Origin of the sequence: Streptomyces sp. NBC_00247 (assembly GCF_036188265.1) — a bacterium.
In the GTDB taxonomy this organism is placed as follows: Bacteria; Actinomycetota; Actinomycetes; order Streptomycetales; family Streptomycetaceae; genus Streptomyces.
Genome location: NZ_CP108093.1, coordinates 6,120,911 through 6,142,752, shown reverse-complemented (window position 1 = coordinate 6,142,752; position 21,842 = coordinate 6,120,911). Strand labels below are relative to the sequence as shown.

Genomic DNA, 21,842 nt, shown 5'->3' with positions numbered 1-21,842 from the left:
CACCGACGGCTCCTCGTCCGGGGACCGTGGAAGCTCGCACAACGCGCGTGGGCACCCGGTTGTTCCCCGGATGCCCACGCGTGCTCGTACCAACCGCTCGGACGGTGATCAGACGGTGATCAGTGCCTCCAGCGGGGCCCCTTGGAGGGCGGGCTCCAGACGGCCGCGGCCGTCGAGGAAGCCGAGCTCCATGAGGACCGCGACGCCCGCGACCTTGGCGCCGGCCCGCCGGATGAGTTCCAGCGAGGCTTCGGCGGTGCCGCCGGTGGCGAGGACGTCGTCGATGACCATGATCCGGTCGTCGGCGGTGATGTCCTCGGCGTGCACCTCGATCTCGGCGGTGCCGTACTCGAGGTCGTAGGCCTGGCGGAGCGTCGCTCCGGGCAGCTTTCCGGCCTTGCGCACGGGGATGAAGCCCAGTCCGGCCCGGACGGCGACGGGCGCGGCGAGGATGAAGCCGCGCGCCTCCAGTCCGACGACCCGGGTGGCACCGTGCTCGACGCACAGCTCCGCGAGGACGTCGGTCAGCGCCGAGAAGGCGACCGGGTCCGCAAGGAGCGGGGTGATGTCTTTGAAGAGGACACCCGGCTTGGGGTAGTCGGGTACGTCGCGGATGCGGCTGAGCAGCAGCTCCCGGACGGATTCGGTGCTGGTCATCGACGCTTCCCCTGACCGCGACCGGTGCTGCCACCGGGCTCGCGACGCTGGCCGATCACCGAGGAGCCGGCTGCGGCGCCCGCGTACCCGGCGTCCTGCTGCTCGTCGTCCTCCTCGGACTCGCCCTTGGCCGCGGCCGAGGCGCGCTTGGCGAGAATCCGCTTGGTGAGGGCCTTCATCTGCGGCTCGCGCTCCTTGAGATCGGAGACGAGCGGCGTGGCGATGAAGATCGAGGAGTACGCACCGGCCGCGAGGCCGACGAAGAGCGACAGCGAGATGTCGTTCAGCATGCCGGCGCCGAGGACGCCGCCACCGATGAAGAGCAGACCGGCGACGGGGAGGAGCGCGACCACGGTGGTGTTGATGGAACGCACCAGCGTGCCGTTGATCGACTTGTTGGCGATCTCGCTGTACGTGTACCGGGTCTGCTTGGTGATCCCCTTCTGGCCCTCCTTGAGGGAGTCGAAGACGACGACCGTGTCGTAGAGGGAGTAACCGAGGATGGTGAGCAGACCGATCACGGTGCCCGGGGTGACCTCGAAGCCGACCAGGGCGTAGACACCGACCGTGATGGTGATGTCGTGGATCAGCGCCACGAGGGCGGCGACGGCCATCCGCCACTCGAAGGCGATGGCCAGGTAGACCACCACGAGGACCATGAAGATCCCGAGGCCGGTCCACGCCTTGTTGGCGATCTGCTCGCCCCAGCTCGGGCCGACCAGATCGGCGTTGATCTTCGAGGCGGGGACGCCGAGGTCCTTCGAGAGCTGGGTCTTGATGCCGTCGGCCTTGGCGGTGTCGACCTCGGTGATCTGGATGCGCAGACCGCCGTTGCCGAGCTCCTGCACGATCGCCTCGTGGCCGGAGGCAGCCACGGCCGCTTCCTGGGCCTGCGAGGTGGAGATCTTGGCCTTGGTGTCGGTCGTGAAGACCGCGCCGCCCTTGAACTCGATGCCCATGTTCAGGCCGCCGACCGCCAGGCCGAGGATGGCCGTGATGGTGATCAGGATCGAGACGCCGTACCAGATCTTGCGCTTACCGATGAAGTCGTAGCCGAGCTCGCCTCGGTAGAGCCGGGCGCCGATGTTGCCGAGTCGCGACATCTCACGCCTCCTTCGGGTCGGTGGAGGAGTTGACGCGGCGCGAGCGGCGCAGCGGCGGCTTGGCGCCGAGCCGCTTCGGGTCCAGCCCGGACCAGGGGTGGCCGCTGGAGAAGAACTTCGTCCGGCCCATCAGTGTCATGACCGGCTTGGTGAAGAAGAACACCACGACGACGTCGAGCACGGTGGTCAGGCCGAGCGTGAACGCGAAGCCCTGGACCTTGCCGACGGTGACCACGAAGAGCACGGCGGCGGCGAGGAACGACACGAAGTCGGAGACCAGGATGGTGCGCCGGGCACGCGGCCAGGCACGCTCGATGGCCGGCCGGAGGGTGCGGCCCTCGCGGATCTCGTCTCTCACTCGTTCGAAGTACACGATGAACGAGTCGGCGGTGATACCGATGGCCACGATGGCACCGCAGACCGCCGGCAGGTTCAGCGCGAAGCCGATGGCCGGGCCGAGCAGGGCCATGATCGTGTACGTGAGGACGCCGGAGGCCAGGAGGCTCAGCAGGGCGATGCTCGCCAGGCCGCGGTAGTACGCCACCAGGTAGATGACGACCAGCGCGAGACCGATGGCACCGGCGATCAGGCCGGCCTGGAGCTGCTCTCCACCGAGGGCGGCGGTCACCGTGGTGACGCTCGCCTCCTTGAAGGTCAGCGGCAGGGCACCGTAGGACAGGATGTTGCCGAGGTCCTGGGCCGACTGCTGGGTGAAGTTGCCCGAGATCTGGGCGTTGGCGCTCAGCGCGCTGGCGACCGAGGGCGCGGAGACCACTTCGCCGTCGAGGACGATGGCGAACTGGTTCATCGGCGAGGTCTGCTGCGCCAGCGTCGACGTGATCTTGTTGAACTTCTTCGCGCCCTTGGAGTTGAACTCCATCGTCACGATCCACTCACCGGTGGACTGGTCGATGGCGCCCTGGGCGTTGTCCACGTCGCTGCCGGAGACCTCGGCCGGGCCGAGGACGTACTTCTCGTAGCTGCCCGGGGTGTTGGAGCCGCAGGCGACGATGGTGTCGGTGGCCTTGGCGTCCTGGCCGGCCTCGGCGCGCTGCTTCGGGTCGGAGCAGTCGAGCGCGGCGAACTCGGCCTGGAGCTTGGCGGTGGCCGGGTCGACGGAGGCGCTCGGCGAGGCGTCGGCCGCGGCGGCGTCGTCCGTGGCGGCGGTGTCACCGGTCGCGGAGGCCGTGGCGCTCGGGGTGGGGTCGTCCTTGGTCAGCGCCGAGGTGACGGCGCGGCCCTGGGTGGTGGCGCTCGCCGAGGGCGTGGCCGAGGAGTCGGCCTTGTCGCCGTCCGTGGCCGTCTCGCCGTCGGTGGCCTTCGCGGAGGCGGAAGCCGACGCGGAGGGGGTCGCCGAGGCGCTGCCGGAGGGAGTGGCGGTGGCCGAAGGGGTGGCGTCGGAGCCACTGGCCTCGACGGTCAGAACGGGCCGGAAGTAGAGCTGGGCGGTCGTACCGACCTGCTCACGGGCCTGCTCGGAGTTGGTCCCCTTCGGGATGTTCACGATGATGTTGCTGGAGCCCTGGGTCTGAACCTCGGCCTCGGACACACCGAGACCGTTGACACGGCGCTCGATGATGTTGACCGCCGTGTTCATGTTGGTCTCGTTGATCGCGTCCGGCTTGCCGGGCTGGCTCTTGGCCTGGAGCGTGATCGACGTACCACCGGCCAGGTCGATGCCCAGTCTCGGAGTGGTGTGGCCGGACAGGAACATCCCGCCAGCGAGCGCGACCATGACGATCAGGATGAGAGCCAGGGAACGCCCCGGCTTCCCCTGACCGCCACCGGCCGGCCCTCGGCCCTTCTTCGGTGCTGCCACCTTTTCGTTTCTCCCTGTCCAACCGCTCCGCGCCGGGTACGCGCCCGAGCGGCCACGAAGTGTTGTGGGGACCCGCCCCCGCAGAAGACCGAACGGTCCGGGAAGACCGCTCGCCGGTTGGGCGTGCGGTGTCCCCGGTGTCGTACGACTACTTCGCGCCGGTGTCGCCGTCGTTCTTGGCGTCCTTGGCCTCGACGTCCTTCGCCGGGGTCTCCTCGGCGTCGGCGTCTGCTGCCGTGAACTTCTTGTCCAGGTCGATCTTCTCGTCACCGGCGGCGTGGCCGTCGGTCAGCGAGGAGGCGTCGTCCGGGACGACCGGGGAGTCGGGCTCCTCGGTGTCGCCGTGGACGATGCGGTTGTACTCCGCGTCGTCCAGGACGGCACCGATGGCGTTCTTCGCGTAGACCGCGTGGACGCCGGGAGCGACCTCCAGGAGGACGGTGTCCTCCTGGATCTCCTTGACCGTGGCGTACATGCCACCGATCGTGCGGACGCCGGTCCCCGGCTGCATCTCGTTGCGCATCTGGGACGCGGCCTCCTGCTTCTTCTTTTGGGACCGGGTCATCATGAACATGACGCCGAAGATCAGGATCACGGGGAGAAGAAGTTGGAGACTCACAGGACGCATTTCCTTCGCACGACCGCGCTGAAACAGCGGCCTGTATCTACGGGGGTGGGTACACCGACCTTTAAGGGCGGCATCGGCGGAGTCTAAGCGAGTCCGCATCGATGGAACAACGCCCAGCATGGCACCCCGGTTCCGCAAATGGTCAAGCTGTGACGCATCACGCCCCGAACAGGCCTGCTTGTCCCTTTACGCCGTGCTGCGGCGGAACCAGTCCCAGATGGGCCCAGGCGGCCGGTGTGGCCACCCTTCCGCGCGGAGTCCTCGCGAGCAGTCCCTCGCGTACGAGGAAGGGCTCGGCGACCTCCTCCACCGTCTCCCTCTCCTCCCCCACCGCGACGGCGAGGGTCGAGAGGCCGACCGGACCGCCGCCGAAGAGCTTCAGCAGGGCACCGAGGACGGCCCGGTCGAGCCGGTCGAGCCCGCGGGCGTCGACCTCGTACACCTTGAGGGCCGCGGCGGCGATCTCCCGGTCGATCACACCGTCCGCCTTGACCTGGGCGTAGTCGCGGACCCGGCGCAGCAGGCGGTTGGCGATGCGGGGGGTGCCCCGGGAGCGGCCGGCGATCTCGGCGGCGCCCGCCGTGTCGATGGCCACGTCGAGGAGTCCGGCGGAGCGGTGGACGACACGCTCCAGCTCGGCGGGGGCGTAGAACTCCATGTGGCCGGTGAAGCCGAAACGGTCCCTCAGCGGGGGTGGCAGCAGGCCGGCCCGGGTGGTCGCGCCGACCAGGGTGAAGGGCGGGAGCTCCAGGGGGATGGCGGTGGCGCCGGGGCCCTTGCCGACGATGACGTCGACGCGGAAGTCCTCCATCGCCATGTAGAGCATCTCCTCGGCGGGCCGGGACATGCGGTGGATCTCGTCCAGGAAGAGGACCTCGCCCTCCTGTAGGGAGGAGAGGATCGCGGCGAGGTCGCCCGCGTGCTGGATGGCGGGCCCGGAGGTGATCCGGATGGGCGCGTTCATCTCCGCGGCGATGATCATCGAAAGAGTGGTCTTGCCGAGGCCGGGGGCCCCCGAGAGAAGCACGTGGTCGGCGGTGGCGCCCCGGGCGCGTGCGGCCTTGAGGACGAGGTCGAGCTGTTCGCGGACCTTCTCCTGGCCCACGAACTCGTCGAGGTCCTTGGGCCGCAGCGCGGCTTCGACCGCGGTGTCCTCGCCGTCCGCGTCGCCGGTGACCAGCCGGTCGTCGTACGCCGCCGCCGCGTCGGCAGCCCGCTCGTCGGTGTCGGGTCCGGTCTCGTCCCAGTTCATCGGGTCAGTCCTGCCTCGGGGTTCGGCGCCGGTCAGCGGGTGCGGTTGAGGGTCTGGAGGGCGGCGCGCAACAGCTGCGGCACGGGGGGCCGGACACCCTCCGCGAGGGCCGCCTCGGCCTGGGGGGCGACGGCGGACACCGCTTCCTCGGCCTCTCTGGCGGCGTAACCGAGGCCGATCAGCGCTGCCTGGAGCTGCTCGCGCCAGTCGGGGGCCGCGGCGGCTCCGGGCGTCTGCCGGCCGATGTGGGCGCCCAGCGGGGCTCCGAGCCGGTCCTTGAGCTCCAGCAGGAGTTTCTGGGCGCCCTTCTTGCCGATGCCGGAGACGGCCATCAGGGCCTTCTCGTCTCCGGTGGAGACGGCCTGGCGCAGCGCGTCCGGGCTGTGGGTGGCGAGCATGGCCTGGGCGAGCCGGGGGCCGACGCCGCTGGCGGTCTGGAGCAGCTCGAAGACCTGGCGTTCGTCGTCGTCGGCGAAGCCGTAGAGCGTGAGGGAGTCCTCGCGCACGACGAGGGAGGTGGCGAGTCTGGCCTGCCGGCCGACCCGGAGATCGGCGAGGGTGCGCGGCGCGCACTGGACGGCCATGCCGATGCCGCCGACCTCGATGACGGCCGTGGCCGGGGAGAGGGCGGCCACCGGGCCGGAGAGGAAGGCGATCATGCGGTGCGGCCTTTCAGCGTGCGATGGGCGGCGACGGCCTGCTGGAGCCGGTTCTGCGCGGGGGCCCGCCAGATGTGGCAGATCGCGAGCGCGAGGGCGTCGGCGGCGTCGGCGGGCTTGGGCGGGGCGTCGAGCCGGAGCAGCCGGGTGACCATGGCACCGACCTGCGCCTTGTCGGCGCGCCCCGATCCGGTCACGGCCGCCTTCACCTCGCTGGGAGTGTGCAGGGCGACCGGGATGCCACGTCGGGCGGCGCAGAGCATGGCGACCGCGCTGGCCTGGGCGGTGCCCATGACCGTACGGACGTTGTGCTGGCTGAACACGCGCTCCACGGCGACGAATCCGGGACGGTGTTCGTCGAGCCACTGCTCGATGCCGCGCTCGATGGCGACCAGGCGGTCGCCGAGCTCGGCCTCGGGCGGGGTACGCACCACACCGACCCCGATCATGGTCAGCGGGCGGCCCGCGACGCCCTCGACGACGCCGACACCGCACCGGGTCAGCCCCGGGTCCACGCCGAGTACGCGCACGGAGCGCCCCCTGTCCTCACCGCTCGGTCAACTGTTCTGGCAGGTTAGCGGGCGACTCCGACAACGCGACGGGCCGACGGGGGTGTGTCCCCGTCGGCCCGTGCCGCGTACAGCCGCCAGATCGCCGGGATCAGGCGGCGTCGAGCTTCTCCATGACCTCGTCCGAGACGTCGAAGTTGGCGAAGACGTTCTGCACGTCGTCGCTGTCCTCCAGCGCGTCGATGAGCTTGAAGATCTTGCGTGCGCCCTCTTCGTCGAGCTCGACCTGCATGGTGGGCAGGAAGTTGGCGTCGGCGGAGTCGTAGTCGATGCCCGCCTCCTGGAGCGCGGTGCGGACCGCGACCATGTCGGTGGCCTCGCTGACGACCTCGAAGGTGTCGCCGAGGTCGTTGACCTCCTCGGCGCCCGCGTCGAGCACGGCGCCCAGCACGTCGTCCTCGGTCAGCTCGCCCTTGGGCAGGTTGATGACGCCCTTGCGGTTGAACAGGTACGAGACGGAGCCCGGGTCGGCCATCGAGCCGCCGTTGCGGGTCATCGCCACGCGCACGTCGGAGGCGGCGCGGTTGCGGTTGTCGGTGAGGCACTCGATGAGCACCGCGACACCGTTGGGGCCGTAGCCCTCGTACATGATCGTCTCGTAGTCGGCGCCGCCCGCTTCGAGACCGCCGCCGCGCTTGACCGCGGAGTCGATGTTCTTGTTCGGGACGGAGCTCTTCTTCGCCTTCTGGATGGCGTCGACGAGCGTCGGGTTGCCGTCGGGGTCCACGCCGCCGGAGCGGGCCGCGACCTCGATGTTCTTGATCAGCTTCGCGAAGAGCTTGCCGCGCTTGGCGTCAACCACGGCCTTCTTGTGCTTCGTCGTAGCCCATTTAGAGTGGCCGGACATCTGCCTTCTCCTTCGCGTCACCAAAATCGATCCGAACCCGAGAGATCCTACCGGGATCGTTCAGAGCACCGCGCGCACCATCTCGACGAAGAAGGCGTGGACACGGTGGTCGCCGGTCAGTTCCGGGTGGAAAGAGGTCGCCAGGGCGTTTTTCTGGCGCACGGCGACCATATGACCGCGATGTTCGGCGAGAACTTCCACCGAGGCGCCCACCGATTCCACCCAGGGGGCCCGGATGAATACGCCTTCCACCGGTCCTTCCGTGTCTTCCTCGATACCCCGTACGGTGACGGATGCCTCGAAGGACTCGTTCTGGCGGCCGAAGGCGTTGCGGCGCACGATCATGTCGATCCCGCCGACGGTCTCCTGGCCCGAGCGGGGATCCAGGATCTTGTCGGCGAGCATGATCATGCCCGCGCAGGTGCCGTAGACCGGCATGCCCGCCCGCACCCGCTCGCGCAGCGGCTCCATCATGCCGAAGAGCACGGCGAGTTTGGACATGGTGGTGGATTCGCCGCCGGGGATGACGAGACCGTCGACCCCGGCGAGCTCCTCGGGGCGCCGGACCGGCCTGGCCAGGGCGTCCGCCGAGGCCAGGGCGATCAGGTGTTCGCGTACGTCGCCCTGGAGGGCCAGTACCCCGATCACGGGAGTATCGGTCATCGGGGGTTACCAGCCGCGGTTGGCGTAGCGCTCGGTCTCGGGCAGCGTGTCGCAGTTGATGCCGACCATGGCCTCGCCGAGGTTCCGGGAGGCGTCCGCGATGACCTTCGGGTCGTCGTAGAAGGTGGTGGCCTTCACGATGGCGGCGGCACGCTTGGCCGGGTCGCCCGACTTGAAGATGCCGGAGCCGACGAAGACGCCCTCGGCGCCGAGCTGGCGCATGAGCGCGGCGTCGGCGGGGGTGGCGACGCCGCCGGCGGAGAAGAGCACCACGGGGAGCTTGCCCAGCTCGGCGACCTCCTTGACCAGCTCGTACGGGGCGCGCAGCTCCTTGGCGGCGGCGTACAGCTCGTTGTTGTCGCAGCCGCGCAGCCGGGCGATCTCGTGTTTGATCTGGCGCAGGTGGCGGACGGCCTCCACGACGTTGCCGGTGCCGGCCTCGCCCTTGGAGCGGATCATCGCAGCGCCCTCGGCGATGCGGCGCAGGGCCTCGCCCAGGTTGGTGGCGCCGCAGACGAACGGGGTGGTGAAGGCGAACTTGTCGCTGTGGTTGACCTCGTCGGCCGGGGTGAGGACCTCGGACTCGTCGATGTAGTCGACGCCGAGGGACTGCAGGACCTGGGCCTCCACGAAGTGCCCGATGCGGGACTTGGCCATGACGGGGATCGAGACGGCCCCGATGATCTCCTCGATCATGTTGGGGTCGGACATCCGGGCCACGCCGCCGTCCTTGCGGATGTCGGCCGGCACCCGCTCCAGGGCCATCACGGCCACCGCGCCCGCGTCCTCGGCGATCTTCGCCTGCTCGGCGTCGACGACGTCCATGATCACGCCGCCCTTGAGCTGTTCGGCCATGCCGCGCTTGACGCGGGCGGTGCCGGTGGCGGAAGAACCGTCGGACACGGCGGACTGCGGGGTGCTGGGAAGCGTGGACACGGGACCTCACTCGGTGAAAAGGGCTGGTTTCCTGCACCGCCGAGCAAACGCCCCCGGACCAGTCCACAGCAAGGGCCAATGGGAAGGCGGTGGATCGTTTTGGCCCCTGCCCGCGGCCCTGCGTCCCCCACCCGCCCGGGGCGGTGGTGCCCCCTGGCGCCGTGGCCCCGGCCGCGCCGGGCCAGGCCCTGCCGGTCTCAGGTGCCCGGGCGGTCGGCGAGCGCGGCCGGCGGGGTGTCGTCCATCTCGAAGGCGAGCGGGAAGGGGGCGTGTCCCGCCAGCCGGAACCAGCGCACCGTGCGGTGGGTGCGCAGGGCCCGCGCGGCGCGCACCGCGTCGTTGTGGAACCGTCTGGCCATCGGCACCCGGCGAACGGCGGCGGCGAGTTCGTCCGCCGCCTCCTCGCCGCCGCGGGCCTCCCGTACGGCTTCCACCTGGGCGCTCTCGCCGAATACCGCGCGCAGAGCGGTGCTCAGCTCGCTCTCCGCGACCTCGCGGTGGTCCTCCTCGGCCTGGCGGGAGGCGTGCGCGGCCTCGTAGAGGACGAGGGAGGCGGCGGGGTCCAGCAGGCCGGAGGTGGCCAGTTCCTGGGTGACCGAGGCGCGGCGCAGCAACTGCGCGTCCAGGGCGGCCCGGGCGGCGTCGATCCGCGCGTGGAGCCGGTCCAGGCGTCCGGCGGTCCAGCTGAGGTACAGGCCGATCGCGACGAGCGCGACGACGGTCCAGATCAAGGTTGCGGTCACGGGCGCAAAGGCTACCGCCGCCCGGCGACCACCCCGACCGGCCGGCAGCGGTCCGGGGCCGGGCGCTCCCGGACCGCTGCCGGACCGGGCCGGGCCCCGGTGGTCAGTCCCCGGCCGGCCCGAACGGCTGGGAGGCGTCGCGGTCCCTGGGCTGTGCCGCCTCCCGGTCCCGGACCAGCCCGAAGCGGGCCCGCAGGCCGGTGGCGCGCTCGTCGGCCGCCACCGAGGCGGCGCCGTCCGCCACCGTCTCGTACACCGCGAGGATGTCGGCGCCGACGGTCGACCAGTCGAAGCGCCGTACGTGCGCGCTCCCCCGCTCGCTGAGCCCCGCCCGGCGCTCGGGATCGCCCAGCAGCCGGATCGCCGCGGCTGCCAGCGCCTCCGCGTCCTCATTGGCGAAGAGGTCGCCGGCGGCGCCGTGGTCCAGTACCTGGGCGAACGCGTCGAGGTCGCTGGCGAGCACCGCGGCACCCGCCGACAGCGCCTCCACGAGGATGATCCCGAAGCTCTCGCCACCGGTGTTCGGGGCGACGTACACGTCGACGCTGGCCAGCAGCCGGGCCTTGTCCTCGTCACTGACCATGCCGAGGAACTCGACGCGGGAGCGCAGCTCCTCGGGGAGTGAGGCGACGGCCTCCTCCTCGTCGCCCCGGCCGGCCACCAGCAGCCGTGTGTCGGGGCGGGCGGCGAGGATCGCCGGGAGCGCCTTCATGAGGACCGGCAGGCCCTTGCGCGGCTCGTCGATGCGGCCGACGAAGCCGAGGGTGGAGCCCTGCCACTCGGGCTTCGGCTCCACGTCGGCGAAGAAACCGACGTCGACGCCGTTGGGGATGACCACGGCGTCGCCGCCGAGGTGTTCGACCAGGGTCCGGCGGGCGTACTCGCTCACCGCGATGCGGGCGCTGATCTTCTCCAGCGCGGGCTGGAGGATCGGGTACGCGGCGATCATCGCGCGGGAACGCGGGTTCGAGGTGTGGAAGGTCGCGACGATCGGCCCCTGCGCCGCCCAGCAGGCGAGCAGGCCCAGCGAGGGCGAGGCCGGCTCGTGGATGTGGATGACGTCGAAGGTGCCGTCGTGCAGCCAGCGGCGCACCCGGGCCGCCGAGAGGAAGCCGAAGTTGAGACGGGCCACCGAGCCGTTGTACGGAACCGGTACGGCCCGGCCCGCCGAGACGACGAACGGCGGCAGCGGGGTGTCGTCGTCGGCCGGGGCGAGTACGGAGACCTCGTGGCCGAGCCGGATCAGGTGGTCGGCGAGGTCCCTGATGTGGAACTGGACACCACCGGGGACGTCCCAGGAGTACGGGCAGACGATGCCGATCTTCACGGAGTCTTCCTCCCGGCCGAACCGCCCGCGGGATCGAGGTCGTCGAGCCAGAGCCGTTGCAGCATGTGCCAGTCCTCCGGGTGGGCGGCGATGCCTTCCGCGAAGGCGTCGGCGAGGGCCTGGGTCATGGCGGCGGTCCGCTCGGCTCTCGTGCCCTCCTCGGGCACCGCGACGGGCGGGTGGACCCGCGCCCGCATGACGGGTGTGTCGTCGAAGCCGAGGGTGACGGGGAGCAGCAGCGCCCCGGTCTGCAGGGCGAGCAGCGCCGGGCCCGCGGGCATCCGGGCGCGGGCGCCGAAGAAGTCGACCTCCACCCCGGAGGCGGACAGGTCGCGGTCGGCGACCAGGCAGACCAGACCGCCCGCGCGCAGCCGGCGGGCCAGAGTGCCGAAAGCGGCGCCGCCGCTGTGCGGCAGCACCTCCATGCCGAGGCTCTCGCGGTAGGCGACGAAGCGGTCGTAGAGGGTCTCGGGCTTGAGGCGTTCGGCGACCGTGGTGAAGGGGACCTTGAGGTCGGTGGTGACCCAGGCTCCGGCCAGGTCCCAGTTGCCGAGGTGCGGCAGGGCGAGGACGACTCCGCGTCCGGCGTCCAGGCCCTCGGTGAGGAAGTGGGCGTCGGTGACGTCGATGCGTTCCTTGATCTGCTCCGGGCTCCAGGCGGGCAGCCGGAACGACTCCATCCAGTAGCGCATGTACGAGCGCATGCCGGCCCGGGAGAGCTCGGCGAGCCGGGCCTCGGAGGCGTCGGGCACGACGCGGGCGAGGTTCGACTCCAGCCGCAGCACGCTCTTGCCCCGCCGCTTCCACACCTGGTCGGCGAGGGTGCGGAAGAGGGCGCGGGCGAACGGTTCGGGCAGCTTCTTCACCGCGCCCCAGCCGAGCCCGTAGAGCCCGTCGGTCAGCCGGTCCCTGAGGTCGGTGCCTGGCTTGGTCACCGGCCGCCCTCGGTCCCCCGACCCGCCGGGCCCGCTTCAGCGGCTGCCGCGGCGACCGCGTCGGCCTCGGCGGACTCCCGGCGCACGGTGACCACACGCTGGACGAGGGTCACCAGGCTGCCCGCGGCGACGATCCACAGCGCGATCGGCAGCAGGATCTGGATACCGGGGACGCCGAAGCCGTGCAGTCCCGCGAGGCCGGCGGCGACCAGCGAGATCACCAGGCGCTCGGCGCGCTCCACCAGGCCGTTGACGGCGACGGGCAGGCCGATCGACTCGCCGCGTGCCTTGGTGTACGAGACGACCTGGCCGCTGGCGAGGCAGAAGATCGCCACGGCGCAGAGGATGTTGTCGTCGCCGTTGCCCGCGTACCAGAGGGCGAAGCCGCCGAAGATGGCGCCGTCGGCGACCCGGTCGAGCGTCGAGTCGAGGAACGCGCCCCAGCGGCTGGAGATCCCGGCCTGCCGTGCCATGTTCCCGTCGACGAGGTCCGAGAACACGAAGACGGTGATGACGATGGTGCCCCAGAAGAACTCCCCCATGGGGAAGAAGACGAGCGCACCGGCCATCACTCCGGCCGTGCCGATCAGGGTGACCGCGTCGGGGCTTACCCCGAGTCGGAGCAGCAGAGCGGCGAACGGCGTGAGGACACGCGTGAAAAACGCACGCGCGTACTTGTTCAGCATGGCCTTCCCTGAGGGGTCGGTGGGCCGTGCGACCCCTTCGGCCACCGGCTGGCCCATCGTAGTCACCACGCGGCCGGTCCACCGGACGGGCACCCGTCCCGCTGTTTCTGCGCGTCGCGGGGGCGCTCGGACGGCGCGTTGTCGCAATCACTGTCGGCAGCGCTCCGGTGACGGGCGGTGGGGGCGTTCGGGCGCTACGCTGTGGGCGCAGCTCAGAAGGTATGCCGCGTACGGTAGTTGGGCACACCCGCAGGAGCAGACCATGCGGCGAGTGGGGGCGAACAAGTGGCCAGCGACGGATTCGACTTTTCTCCCGGGGCGCAGATCCCGATCCAGGGTGCGAGCGCCGGGGCGGTGGCGACGAACGCCCTGGCCTCGGCGGCGTACCGGGACAGCCCGGTGGAGGAGATCCTCAAAGCGGACAACGAGTGGCACAAGTCCTCGGTGTCGGAGGGTTCCTCGAAGTTCTTCAAGGCCAACTACTTCAAGCCCAATCTGGGTGAGGCCTTCTCGCGCGCGGTGCAGGAGCGCACGCTGGGCGGGGCGCGCGGCGCGCTGATCCAGTCCTTCGGGATGGACCCGCAGACGGTCGTGGAGCACTGCCTTTCGGCGTCCCGGCTGCGCAAGGAGCGCGACACCCGGCTGACGCTGGTGACGCTGGTGTGCGGGGTGCTGTTCCTGCCCGGTCTGCTGCTGTGGATCATCGCTTTCCGGCTGCGGGACGCCCTCGACAAGTCCAAGGACACCGCGTTCAAGGCGCTGGGCACGGTGGTGCTGGTCATCATCGGCGGCCTGGCGGTGGTGGCGCTGATCGCGCTGCCGGTCGGCGGCCTGCTGGGGCTCTACCTGCGCGGGGCCATCGTCGCCCCGGTGGTCGGCTGGCTGATCGCCAAGCGGATCGCGGAGACCTCCGCGAAGGACATGCGGGTCCGCTGGGAGGGCTTGCTCTCGGGCGGCGGGGTCAGCGCGAAGATCCCGGACGCGGTGCCGAAGAACCCGAACGAGACCGCCCGCGAGGCGCTGCGGCAGTCACTGGAGAAGCTCGCGGCGGAGCAGCGGTCGAACTCGGTGTTCTACGCGGGCCCCAAGGGCATTCTCGGCATGGGTACCCGCTGGGGCAGCTGGCAGTTGGCGGAGGAGTTGGTCTCGGCCGATCCCTCCAAGGAGTTCCACCAGTTCCGCAGCTGGGACGTGATCCGGGCGATCCACGACCAGTTGCAGATGCTGGAGCGCGGGCCGCTGAACACCGGTGGTTTCCCGAAGCCTTCGGTGAAGCACTGGATCGTCTCCCCGGTGGGCGAGAACGCGGACTCGGTCTCCCGCCCTGCCGGTGAGGACGTGGCGACCTTCCAGGTCAAGCCGCACGAGATACAGCGCATCTGCAACCACCAGCAGTTCGGCAGCGGTGCCCGGCACTACCTGGGTGTGCAGTTCACGCTCTGGGACGGCCAGTTGGTGCTGACGATGATGATCACGGTGACGGTGCTGCACGAGACGCTGCGCATCGAGGTCACCGGGCACGCGCTGGGTCCGGTCCACTCGCTCTTCTTCTCCAAGCCCGCCGCGAAGACGAAGACGGTCAACAAGACCGTCCGCTTCTGGGAGACCCGCAAGATCAATCTGCCCCTGGTGGAACCGGAGGAGGTGGTCCGCCTCGCGCTGCGCGCCCCGCTGACCTGGTATCCGCCGCTGTTGGACTACCTCGGCGGCAAGATCTCGTTGCCGGAGCCGTTCGGGATGCGGCACGCCTGGGCCTCGCAGCCGTGGAACCACCGCTTCATGGCGGACGACGCGCTGCGCGCCGCCGCTCCGGTGCTGCGGGTGGTCCATTCGGCGGCGCTGCGGGTGCTGAAGGAGAACGGCGTGGACACGGAGCGCTTCAGCAGTCGCTCGATGTCGCTGAGCGGCGCGGTCCAGGACGCGGCGCCGAAGAAGGCCGACTCCTACGACGCCTGAGCCCTGGGCGTACGGAGAGGAGGGGCGCCCGACCGGGGCGCCCCTCCTCTCCGTACGCGGTGCGTCAGGCGGCCGGCCAGGCGTCGGCCAGCATCGCGCGGGTGTCGCCGAGGAGTTGCGGGAGCACCTTGGTGTGGCCCACCACGGGCATGAAGTTGGTGTCGCCGCCCCAGCGCGGGACGAGGTGCTGGTGCAGGTGCGCGGCGATGCCGGCGCCCGCGACGGCTCCCTGGTTCATGCCGATGTTGAAGCCGTGCGCTCCGGAGGCCGTCCGGAGCGCGGCCATGGCCTTCTTGGTGAAGTCGGCGAGTTCGAGCGTCTCCGGGCCGTCCAGCTCGGTGTAGTCGGCGACGTGCCGGTAGGGCACGACCATGAGGTGGCCGCCGGTGTACGGGTAGAGGTTGAGCACGGCGTAGACGTGTGTGCCGCGTGCGACGACGAGCCCGTCCACGTCCGATTTGGACGGGATGGTACAGAACGGACAGCCGTCGTCGGCGCCGGGACCGCTCGGCTTGTTCTCACCCTGGATGTAGGCCATCCGGTGGGGGGTCCACAGGCGCTGGAACGCGTCGGGCGTCCCCACTCCGATCTGCTGCTCGGGCTCACTCGTCATGCCGTTCAGCATATGGCGTCACCCCTGGCGTGCGTGTCGCCGGGGCCCGGACCCGGGCGGCGGCGGGATGCTTGCGGCCATGAGCGACCGCCACGATCCCCCGAGCGACCGCCACGCCCCCGCCGCCCCGCCGACCAGGCTCGGACGGTGGGAGAACAACACGGAGGTGCCCCTCGCGGTCGCCTCGCTGGTCTTCCTCGCGGGGTACGCGATCCACGTGCTGGCCGGCCGGGACCGCGCCCCCTGGCCGGACGTGGGGCTGGGCCTGGTGTACGGGACGTGGGCGCTCTTCGTCGTGGACTACGCCGTCCGCCTGCGGCTCAGCGGTCAGGGCCACCGCTTCGTGCGGACGCACTGGCTGGACACCGTGGTGCTGGTGATGCCGCTGCTGCGGCCGTTGCGGGTGGTGAAGGTGTACACGGCGGTCCAGCAGCGCCGCCCCGCACCCAGGCTGAGCCTGTACGCCCGGGTGATGTCGTACGCCGGGCTCGCCGCGGTCCTGCTCGGCCTGTCCGCCGCGCTCACCGTCTACCACGTGGAGCACACCGCGCCGGGTGCCGACATCCGTACCTTCGGCGACGCGGTCTGGTGGGCGTGCGCGACCCTGACGACGGTGGGGTACGGGGACGCGGTGCCGGTCACCCCGGAGGGCAGGATCGTCGCGACGGGGCTGATGGTCTGCGGGCTGGCACTGCTGGGTGCGGTGACGGGCTCCTTCTCGTCGTGGCTGCTCCAGGTGTTCCGGCGGGAGGACGAGGAACGGCCCCCGGCGGGCTGACGCCGCGCCGGGGGCCGTACTCGTGCCGTGCCGGGATCAGACCTGGACGCGGTCCTCGACGGCCTTGGCGATCTTGGCGATGGCCTCGTCGACCGGGATGCCGTTCTCCTGCGAACCGTCGCGGTAGCGGAAGGAGACGGCGCCGTTGGCCATGTCCTCGTCGCCCGCGATGATCATGAAGGGGACCTTGGCCTTCTGCTGGTTGCGGATCTTCTTCTGCATCCGGTCCGAGGAGGCGTCCACGTCGACCCGCAGCCCCTGCTTGCGCGCCGTGGCGGCGAACTCCTGGAGGTACGGGATGTGGGCGTCGCCGATCGGGATGCCGACCGCCTGGACGGGCGCGAGCCAGACCGGGAAGGCGCCCGCGTAGTGCTCCAGGAGCACCGCGAAGAAGCGCTCGATGGAACCGAACAGGGCGCGGTGGATCATGACCGGGCGCTGCTTGGTGCCCTCCGGGCCGGTGTACTCCAGCTCGAAGCGCTCCGGCAGGTTGAAGTCGAGCTGCACGGTCGACATCTGCCAGGTGCGGCCGATGGCGTCCTTGCACTGCACGGAGATCTTAGGGCCGTAGAAGGCGGCGCCGCCCGGGTCCGGGACGAGCGGGAGGCCCTGCTTCTCGGCGACCTGGCGCAGCGTCTCGGTGGCCTCTTCCCAGATCTCGTCGGAGCCGACGAACTTCTCCGGGTCCTTGGTGGAGAGCTCCAGGTAGAAGTCGTTCAGGCCGTAGTCGCGGAGCAGGTTCAGCACGAAGGTGAGCGTGCGGTCCAGCTCCTCCGCCATCTGCTCCTTGGTGCAGTAGATGTGCGCGTCGTCCTGGGTGAATCCGCGCGAGCGGGTCAGGCCGTGCACCACGCCGGACTTCTCGTAACGGTAGACCGTGCCGAACTCGAAGAGGCGCAGCGGGAGTTCACGGTAGGAACGGCCGCGTGCGTCGAAGATCAGGTTGTGCATCGGGCAGTTCATCGGCTTGAGGTAGTAGTCCACCCCGTCGTCGAGCTGCATGGGGGGGTACATGCCGTCGGCGTACCAGTCCAGGTGGCCGGACTTCTCGAAGAGCTTGCCCTTGGTGGCGTGCGGGCTGTAGACGAACTCGTAGCCCTCCTCCTCGTGGCGGCGCCGCGAGTAGTCCTCCATGGCCCGGCGGATGACGCCGCCCTTGGGGTGGAAGACGGCGAGGCCGGGGCCGATCTCGTCGGGGAAGGAGAAGAGGTCGAGCTCGTTGCCGAGCTTGCGGTGGTCGCGCTTGGCGGCCTCCTCCAGGAACTCCAGGTGCGCCTTGAGCTCTTCCTTGGTGGGCCACGCGGTGCCGTAGATGCGCTGGAGCATCGGGTTCTTCTCGCTGCCGCGCCAGTACGCGGCGGCGTTGCGCATCAGCTTGAAGGCCGGGATGAACCGGGTGGTCGGCAGGTGCGGACCGCGGCAGAGGTCCTTCCAGCACAGGTCGCCGGTCTTGGCGTCCAGGTTGTCGTAGATGGTCAGCTCGCCGCCGCCCACCTCGACGTCGGCGCCGTCGTCGGACGAGGCCGAGCCCTTGATGCCGATGAGCTCCAGCTTGTACGGCTCGGCGGCCAGCTCCTCGCGGGCCGCCTCGTCGGTGACGACACGGCGGGAGAACCGCTGGCCACGCTTCTGGATCTCCTGCATCTTCTTCTCGATGGCCTTGAGATCCTCGGGCGTGAACGGCTTCTCGACGTCGAAGTCGTAGTAGAAGCCGTCCTTGACCGGCGGGCCGATGCCGAGCTTGGCCTCGGGGAAGAGCTCCTGGACGGCCTGGGCCATCACGTGCGCGGTGGAGTGGCGCAGGATGTTGAGGCCGTCCTCGGAGGAGATCTCCACGGGCTGGACGGTCGCACCGTCCGTGAGGACGTGCGCGAGGTCGCGCAGCTCGCCGTCGACGCGGGCGGCCACGACCGAGCGCTGACCGGGGAAGAGCTCGGCGGCCGTCGTGCCCGTCGTCACCACGTGCTCTTCCCGCTCGGAATCGCGATGGATGATCACACGGACGTCTGACACCGGTCTCTCCTGACTCAGGGGGCGCACCGCATTGCTTGCGCGTGCACCAAGGATCGTACCGAGCCGGGCAGCCTAATTCACATTGCGTTCTTCACGGGTGACCGGCGAGGGCCCCGCGCTCCGCGGCTGCGGCCGGTCCGCAAGCTACTCCTCGTCGCCCGCGCACGCCTCTTCGAACCAGTCCAGGTTCTCCTGGAGCGCCTTCATCAGCCGGTCGCGCTCCGCCTCGTCGACCTGGACGGGAGCGACCTGGGTGGCGCCGGTGAGCCGCCGGAAACCGCCCCGGCTCTCCAGCAGGCCCTCCACCCGGAGCGGCAGTCCGACGAGATGGGCGTGGCCGGCGATGCGGTACGCCTCCTCGTCCAGCTCGACCCGTACGTGCGCGACCTCGGCGCCCGCGAGGACGCGCAACCGTACGCTTCCGGGGCCGCGCGGCCCCGAGCGGCGCATCCGCACGACGGCGCCGGTGATCCGGACCGGGACGGACGGCTCCTCCCGGCGGTAGCGGGTGCCGGCCAGCCGGAGCGCGGGGAGATCGCCGGGGGAGAAGTCGACGGGTTCGGGGCGGTCCGGGCAGTTGCCGGGCGCGCCGCACGAGGGCGCCCAGTCGACGGTGATCCTGGCGCCCTCCGAGCCCCGGACCAGGGCGACCAGGGCCTCGGTCAGTTCGCGGCTGACACCGGCGGGGACCGCGGCGTCGAAGGCCTCCATACCGCCGGTGGCGCGCTGGTAGTCGACGGCCTCGCGAGCGGCGTGCAGCGCCCGGTAGAGCCGGCCGACGACGGCGCGGCCGGAGGCGACCGGGAGGAAGGCGGTGAGCCGGCGTCCGCCCGGGGCCGGGCCGATCAACACGTCGTCCAGCGCCGCCCGGGCCCGTCTGCGGTGGCGGGCGCCGTGATGGCCCGCGGGGCCGCGTACGGCGAGGGAGCCGGCCAGCAGGACGCGCAGGGCCGCCGAGCGCAGCGCCTCCGCCTCGCCCCAGCCCACCGCGCCGGCGGCCCCGGCGGCGGCCGCGGTCTCCTCGGGGACCTCGCGCCACCAGCGGACCTCGTCGCTGGGCACGGCGAGGGCGACGAGGACGTCCCGTGCGGAGGGTTCCGCGCTGCGGGCGAGGGCCGCGAGCGCCTCCGCGAGCAGGTCCTCGGTGTCGGAGAAGGCCGCGGTGGCGGGCACCAGCAGGCTGGCGGGCCCGCCGGCCGGTCCGGGCGGGGTCCACCGGGTGTAGCGCCCGGCGGCCCCTCCGCGCAGGCACCACCCGTGGCGGGCGAGGAGCGCGCCGAGGACTGCGGGGTCCACGGCCGCGGGGTCCGGCAGGGCGTCGGACGCGCCCCGGTCCGGGGCCGTCCGCCTCGCCCGTGCCGCTCGCGGGTCCGGCTCCGGGACCTCGGCCGGATGGGCCCGGGTGTCCGGCTCCGCTCCCCCGCCGACGGGTTCGTCCATCGACCGGTGCATCAGGGTCTCCCTCCCGCCCCGACCCGGGCCATGATCTCGCAGAGCGCCCGGTCGTCGAAGATCCGGGAGGTCGGGATGCGCACGGTTGTCCTGAGCCGGCCGGTCACCGGGTGGCCGGCCAGGTTGATCCAGTAGCAGCAGTGCCGCAGGTCGAGCCGGTCGTGTCCGGCCCGCAGCCAGTCGTCCTGGGCGCGCGGCACGATCATCACGACCAGGATCCGGTGCACGGACACGGGTGTCCGGGCGAGTTTCACGAGGTGGGCGTTGTCGAGGGTGAAGGGGAACGTCCCGCCCCGGGGGTGCGGCGGGAGCTGGTAGGTGGACTTGAGCTGCACCTTGACGGTCACTTCGTCGTCGACGGTGTGGGCCGGTGCGCCGTGGCTGAGGTGCCAGTCGACGCCGTTGTCGGGAAACGGCTGGGAGAGGGAACAGCCGGCCGCGGCCGCCACGGCGTGGAGATACCCCACCTGGAGGGTCTCCATGCAGGCGGTGGTGGCGAGGGTGCCCCGCAGGGGCGCGGTCCGCCGGGCCGGCAGACCTTCTCCGCGGTCCGCGGCGCGTGCGGTGCTCCCCGGGTCGGGCTGCGCGAGCGCCATGGCTCCGTAACGCCTTCCGGGCTGTGCGGTTCTCGGGTCGTTGACGTGGATCGACGGGCGCACGGCTGCTGTCCGGTCAACTCCCGCGCCTGTCAGAAGTGTTGTCACCGAAGGAGACGGCCCGCAAACGGCGTATCAGGCAAACAGCGCGGGTATCACCGATATCGGGCAGGGGAATCACGCCATCTGCCGTGCGGGTGCGAGGAGTTCGGGGATGATGCACTGGTTCGAGGGGCCGCTGGCCGCGTTCGACACGGAGACGACGGGGGTCGACGTCGAGGAGGACCGGATCGTCTCGGCCGCCCTGGTCGTCCAGGACACCGCCGGCGGGCGGGCCCGGGTGACCCGCTGGCTGATCAATCCGGGGATTCCGGTGCCGCCGGAGGCGACGGGAATCCATGGCCTCACCGACGACCACCTCCAGCGCAACGGCCGGTGGCCCGCTCCGGTGGTGGAGGAGATAGCACGGTCGCTCGCGGAGCAGTGCGCGACCGGCCGCCCGCTGGTCGTCATGAACGCGCCCTTCGACCTGACCCTGCTGGACCGCGAGTTGAAGCGGCACCGGGCGTCCTCGCTCGCGGGTTACCTGGAGCACGTACCCCTGTGCGTGATCGACCCCCGGGTGCTCGACAAGCACCTGGACCGCTACCGCAAGGGCCGCCGTACCCTGACCGACCTCTGCGAGCTGTACGGGGTGGTGCTGGACGGTGCCCACGACGCGGCGGCGGACGCGGCCGCCTCGATGGAGCTGGTACGCGCCGTGGGCAGGCGGTTCACCGCGCGGCTGGAGCGGCTGAGCCCGTCGGAGCTGCACACGCTCCAGGTGGCCTGGCACGCGGCGCAGGCCCGTGGGCTGGAGGCCTGGTTCGCCCGGAGCGGCACTCCCGAGCCGGTCGATCCCGCGTGGCCGCTGCGTCCGCGCCCGGAGGTGGCCGCCGCCGCGTGAACGGTACGGCGCGCGGACCAGGGTAGGCCCGCGCCCCACGACGCGGCCTCGGACGCACGAAAGCCGGTCCGTCAAGGGTGCTGACGGACCGGCTTTCCCCGGTGGGCGATACTGGGTTCGAACCAGTGACCTCTTCGGTGTGAACGAAGCGCTCTCCCACTGAGCTAATCGCCCGGGAACGGGTTGAACACTACAGGGCCGGGCGGGCTTCGTTCAAATGGCGCCGAGCCGGGCGATGAGCCCGCGCCGTGCGGCGCGCATCATCAGAGCGTGGTTCGCCCGGAAGACCGGCCGGGCGACCGGCGCCAGCAGCCGCATCAGCCGCTTGCGGACCTCGACTTCCTGCTCGTACCGCACGTGGCTGCCGTCGCCCCTCCCGGTGACGGTCCAGCGGGCCCAGCCCTCCAGATCGCCGGTCATGGACACTTCGAGGGCCCCGGCCGCCGGATCGCGGCGCGCCCGGTGCACGGAGACGACCAGGTCGTACGGCAGGACGGAACGGAAGCGCGCCCGTCCCGTGGTCGCGTCCACCTGGACCACCTCGCGGACCTGCGGCCACCAGAGCGGGTACTCCTCGCCCTTCTCCAGCACCGCGAGGACGGCGGCGGGCGGCGCGGAGAGGTTCCACGAGCTCGTGAACCGGTAGTGGTTCGGATTCATGGGG

At 71.1% G+C, this 21,842-nt stretch carries 22 protein-coding genes and 1 tRNA gene; 3 read left to right on the top strand and 20 right to left on the bottom strand.

All coding sequences use genetic code 11. The annotated features are described in order from the left end of the window. Positions 1-108: 108 nt before the first annotated feature. The 14 genes from OHT52_RS26815 to pgsA all read right to left on the bottom strand — a co-directional run bounded on the left by OHT52_RS26815 (position 109) and on the right by pgsA (position 12,824). Positions 109-657 (bottom strand): adenine phosphoribosyltransferase, encoded by a 549-nt coding sequence (locus OHT52_RS26815; RefSeq protein WP_328722746.1) that lies wholly within the window; start codon positions 655-657, stop codon positions 109-111. Continuing rightward, complete coding sequence (secF, locus tag OHT52_RS26810) at positions 654-1,760, bottom strand: protein translocase subunit SecF (protein WP_328722745.1); 1,107 nt, start codon at positions 1,758-1,760, stop codon at positions 654-656. Before secF ends, OHT52_RS26815 begins: the two co-directional genes overlap by 4 nt. A gap of 1 nt (position 1,761) precedes the next feature. After that, complete coding sequence (gene secD, locus OHT52_RS26805; RefSeq protein WP_328722744.1) at positions 1,762-3,579, bottom strand: protein translocase subunit SecD; 1,818 nt, start codon at positions 3,577-3,579, stop codon at positions 1,762-1,764. Between the two features lie 148 nt (positions 3,580-3,727). Next, the gene (gene yajC, locus OHT52_RS26800; RefSeq protein ID WP_328722743.1) at positions 3,728-4,198 is read right to left on the bottom strand and encodes a preprotein translocase subunit YajC; all 471 of its coding nucleotides are present in this window, start codon (positions 4,196-4,198) and stop codon (positions 3,728-3,730) included. 166 nt (positions 4,199-4,364) lie between these two features. Beyond that, positions 4,365-5,459 (bottom strand): Holliday junction branch migration DNA helicase RuvB, encoded by a 1,095-nt coding sequence (gene ruvB, locus OHT52_RS26795; protein ID WP_328722742.1) that lies wholly within the window; start codon positions 5,457-5,459, stop codon positions 4,365-4,367. Positions 5,460-5,491: 32 nt separating this feature from the next. Next, a complete protein-coding gene (ruvA, locus tag OHT52_RS26790; RefSeq protein WP_328722741.1) occupies positions 5,492-6,118 on the bottom strand; it encodes a Holliday junction branch migration protein RuvA in 627 nt (208 codons plus the stop codon). Next, the gene (gene ruvC / locus OHT52_RS26785; protein ID WP_328722740.1) at positions 6,115-6,648 is read right to left on the bottom strand and encodes a crossover junction endodeoxyribonuclease RuvC; all 534 of its coding nucleotides are present in this window, start codon (positions 6,646-6,648) and stop codon (positions 6,115-6,117) included. Before ruvC ends, ruvA begins: the two co-directional genes overlap by 4 nt. Before the next feature lie 130 nt (positions 6,649-6,778). Further along, positions 6,779-7,534, bottom strand: a complete 756-nt coding sequence (locus OHT52_RS26780) for a YebC/PmpR family DNA-binding transcriptional regulator (protein ID WP_266702367.1) — start codon at positions 7,532-7,534, stop codon at positions 6,779-6,781. Between the two features lie 60 nt (positions 7,535-7,594). Further along, positions 7,595-8,197: a pyridoxal 5'-phosphate synthase glutaminase subunit PdxT gene (gene pdxT / locus OHT52_RS26775; protein WP_328722739.1), complete on the bottom strand. Its 603-nt coding sequence runs from the start codon at positions 8,195-8,197 to the stop codon at positions 7,595-7,597. Positions 8,198-8,203: 6 nt separating this feature from the next. Continuing rightward, complete coding sequence (pdxS, locus tag OHT52_RS26770) at positions 8,204-9,133, bottom strand: pyridoxal 5'-phosphate synthase lyase subunit PdxS (RefSeq protein WP_328722738.1); 930 nt, start codon at positions 9,131-9,133, stop codon at positions 8,204-8,206. A gap of 197 nt (positions 9,134-9,330) precedes the next feature. After that, a complete protein-coding gene (locus OHT52_RS26765; RefSeq protein ID WP_266702373.1) occupies positions 9,331-9,876 on the bottom strand; it encodes a hypothetical protein in 546 nt (181 codons plus the stop codon). Positions 9,877-9,979: 103 nt separating this feature from the next. Beyond that, positions 9,980-11,203, bottom strand: a complete 1,224-nt coding sequence (locus tag OHT52_RS26760) for a glycosyltransferase family 4 protein (RefSeq protein WP_328722737.1) — start codon at positions 11,201-11,203, stop codon at positions 9,980-9,982. After that, entirely contained in the window at positions 11,200-12,138 is a 939-nt protein-coding gene (locus tag OHT52_RS26755; protein ID WP_328722736.1) for a phosphatidylinositol mannoside acyltransferase, read from the bottom strand. Before OHT52_RS26755 ends, OHT52_RS26760 begins: the two co-directional genes overlap by 4 nt. Continuing rightward, entirely contained in the window at positions 12,135-12,824 is a 690-nt protein-coding gene (gene pgsA / locus OHT52_RS26750; RefSeq protein ID WP_328723909.1) for a phosphatidylinositol phosphate synthase, read from the bottom strand. Before pgsA ends, OHT52_RS26755 begins: the two co-directional genes overlap by 4 nt. Before the next feature lie 285 nt (positions 12,825-13,109). Between pgsA and OHT52_RS26745 the strand changes: the two genes are divergently transcribed. Further along, positions 13,110-14,780 (top strand): hypothetical protein, encoded by a 1,671-nt coding sequence (locus OHT52_RS26745; RefSeq protein WP_328722735.1) that lies wholly within the window; start codon positions 13,110-13,112, stop codon positions 14,778-14,780. 64 nt (positions 14,781-14,844) lie between these two features. On the opposite strand, the gene OHT52_RS26740 is transcribed toward OHT52_RS26745, so the two are convergent. After that, on the bottom strand, positions 14,845-15,405 hold the full coding sequence (locus OHT52_RS26740; protein WP_328722734.1) for an HIT family protein: 561 nt from the start codon (positions 15,403-15,405) through the stop codon (positions 14,845-14,847). Positions 15,406-15,472: 67 nt separating this feature from the next. Between OHT52_RS26740 and OHT52_RS26735 the strand changes: the two genes are divergently transcribed. Continuing rightward, positions 15,473-16,171 (top strand): potassium channel family protein, encoded by a 699-nt coding sequence (locus OHT52_RS26735; protein WP_328722733.1) that lies wholly within the window; start codon positions 15,473-15,475, stop codon positions 16,169-16,171. Positions 16,172-16,207: 36 nt separating this feature from the next. On the opposite strand, the gene thrS is transcribed toward OHT52_RS26735, so the two are convergent. The 3 genes from thrS to OHT52_RS26720 all read right to left on the bottom strand — a co-directional run bounded on the left by thrS (position 16,208) and on the right by OHT52_RS26720 (position 20,232). Further along, positions 16,208-18,184, bottom strand: a complete 1,977-nt coding sequence (gene thrS / locus OHT52_RS26730) for a threonine--tRNA ligase (protein WP_328722732.1) — start codon at positions 18,182-18,184, stop codon at positions 16,208-16,210. A gap of 144 nt (positions 18,185-18,328) precedes the next feature. Continuing rightward, a complete protein-coding gene (locus OHT52_RS26725; protein ID WP_328722731.1) occupies positions 18,329-19,636 on the bottom strand; it encodes a hypothetical protein in 1,308 nt (435 codons plus the stop codon). Continuing rightward, entirely contained in the window at positions 19,636-20,232 is a 597-nt protein-coding gene (locus tag OHT52_RS26720; RefSeq protein WP_328722730.1) for a DUF4365 domain-containing protein, read from the bottom strand. Before OHT52_RS26720 ends, OHT52_RS26725 begins: the two co-directional genes overlap by 1 nt. Positions 20,233-20,446: 214 nt before the next feature. Between OHT52_RS26720 and OHT52_RS26715 the strand changes: the two genes are divergently transcribed. After that, entirely contained in the window at positions 20,447-21,178 is a 732-nt protein-coding gene (locus OHT52_RS26715) for a 3'-5' exonuclease (protein WP_328722729.1), read from the top strand. A gap of 102 nt (positions 21,179-21,280) precedes the next feature. On the opposite strand, the gene OHT52_RS26710 is transcribed toward OHT52_RS26715, so the two are convergent. After that, positions 21,281-21,352 (bottom strand) — tRNA-Val (locus tag OHT52_RS26710). Between the two features lie 39 nt (positions 21,353-21,391). Beyond that, positions 21,392-21,838 carry an SRPBCC family protein gene (locus tag OHT52_RS26705; RefSeq protein WP_328722728.1) on the bottom strand — a complete coding sequence of 149 codons (447 nt, stop codon included), beginning with the start codon at positions 21,836-21,838 and terminating at the stop codon, positions 21,392-21,394. Between the last annotated feature and the right edge of the window lie 4 nt (positions 21,839-21,842).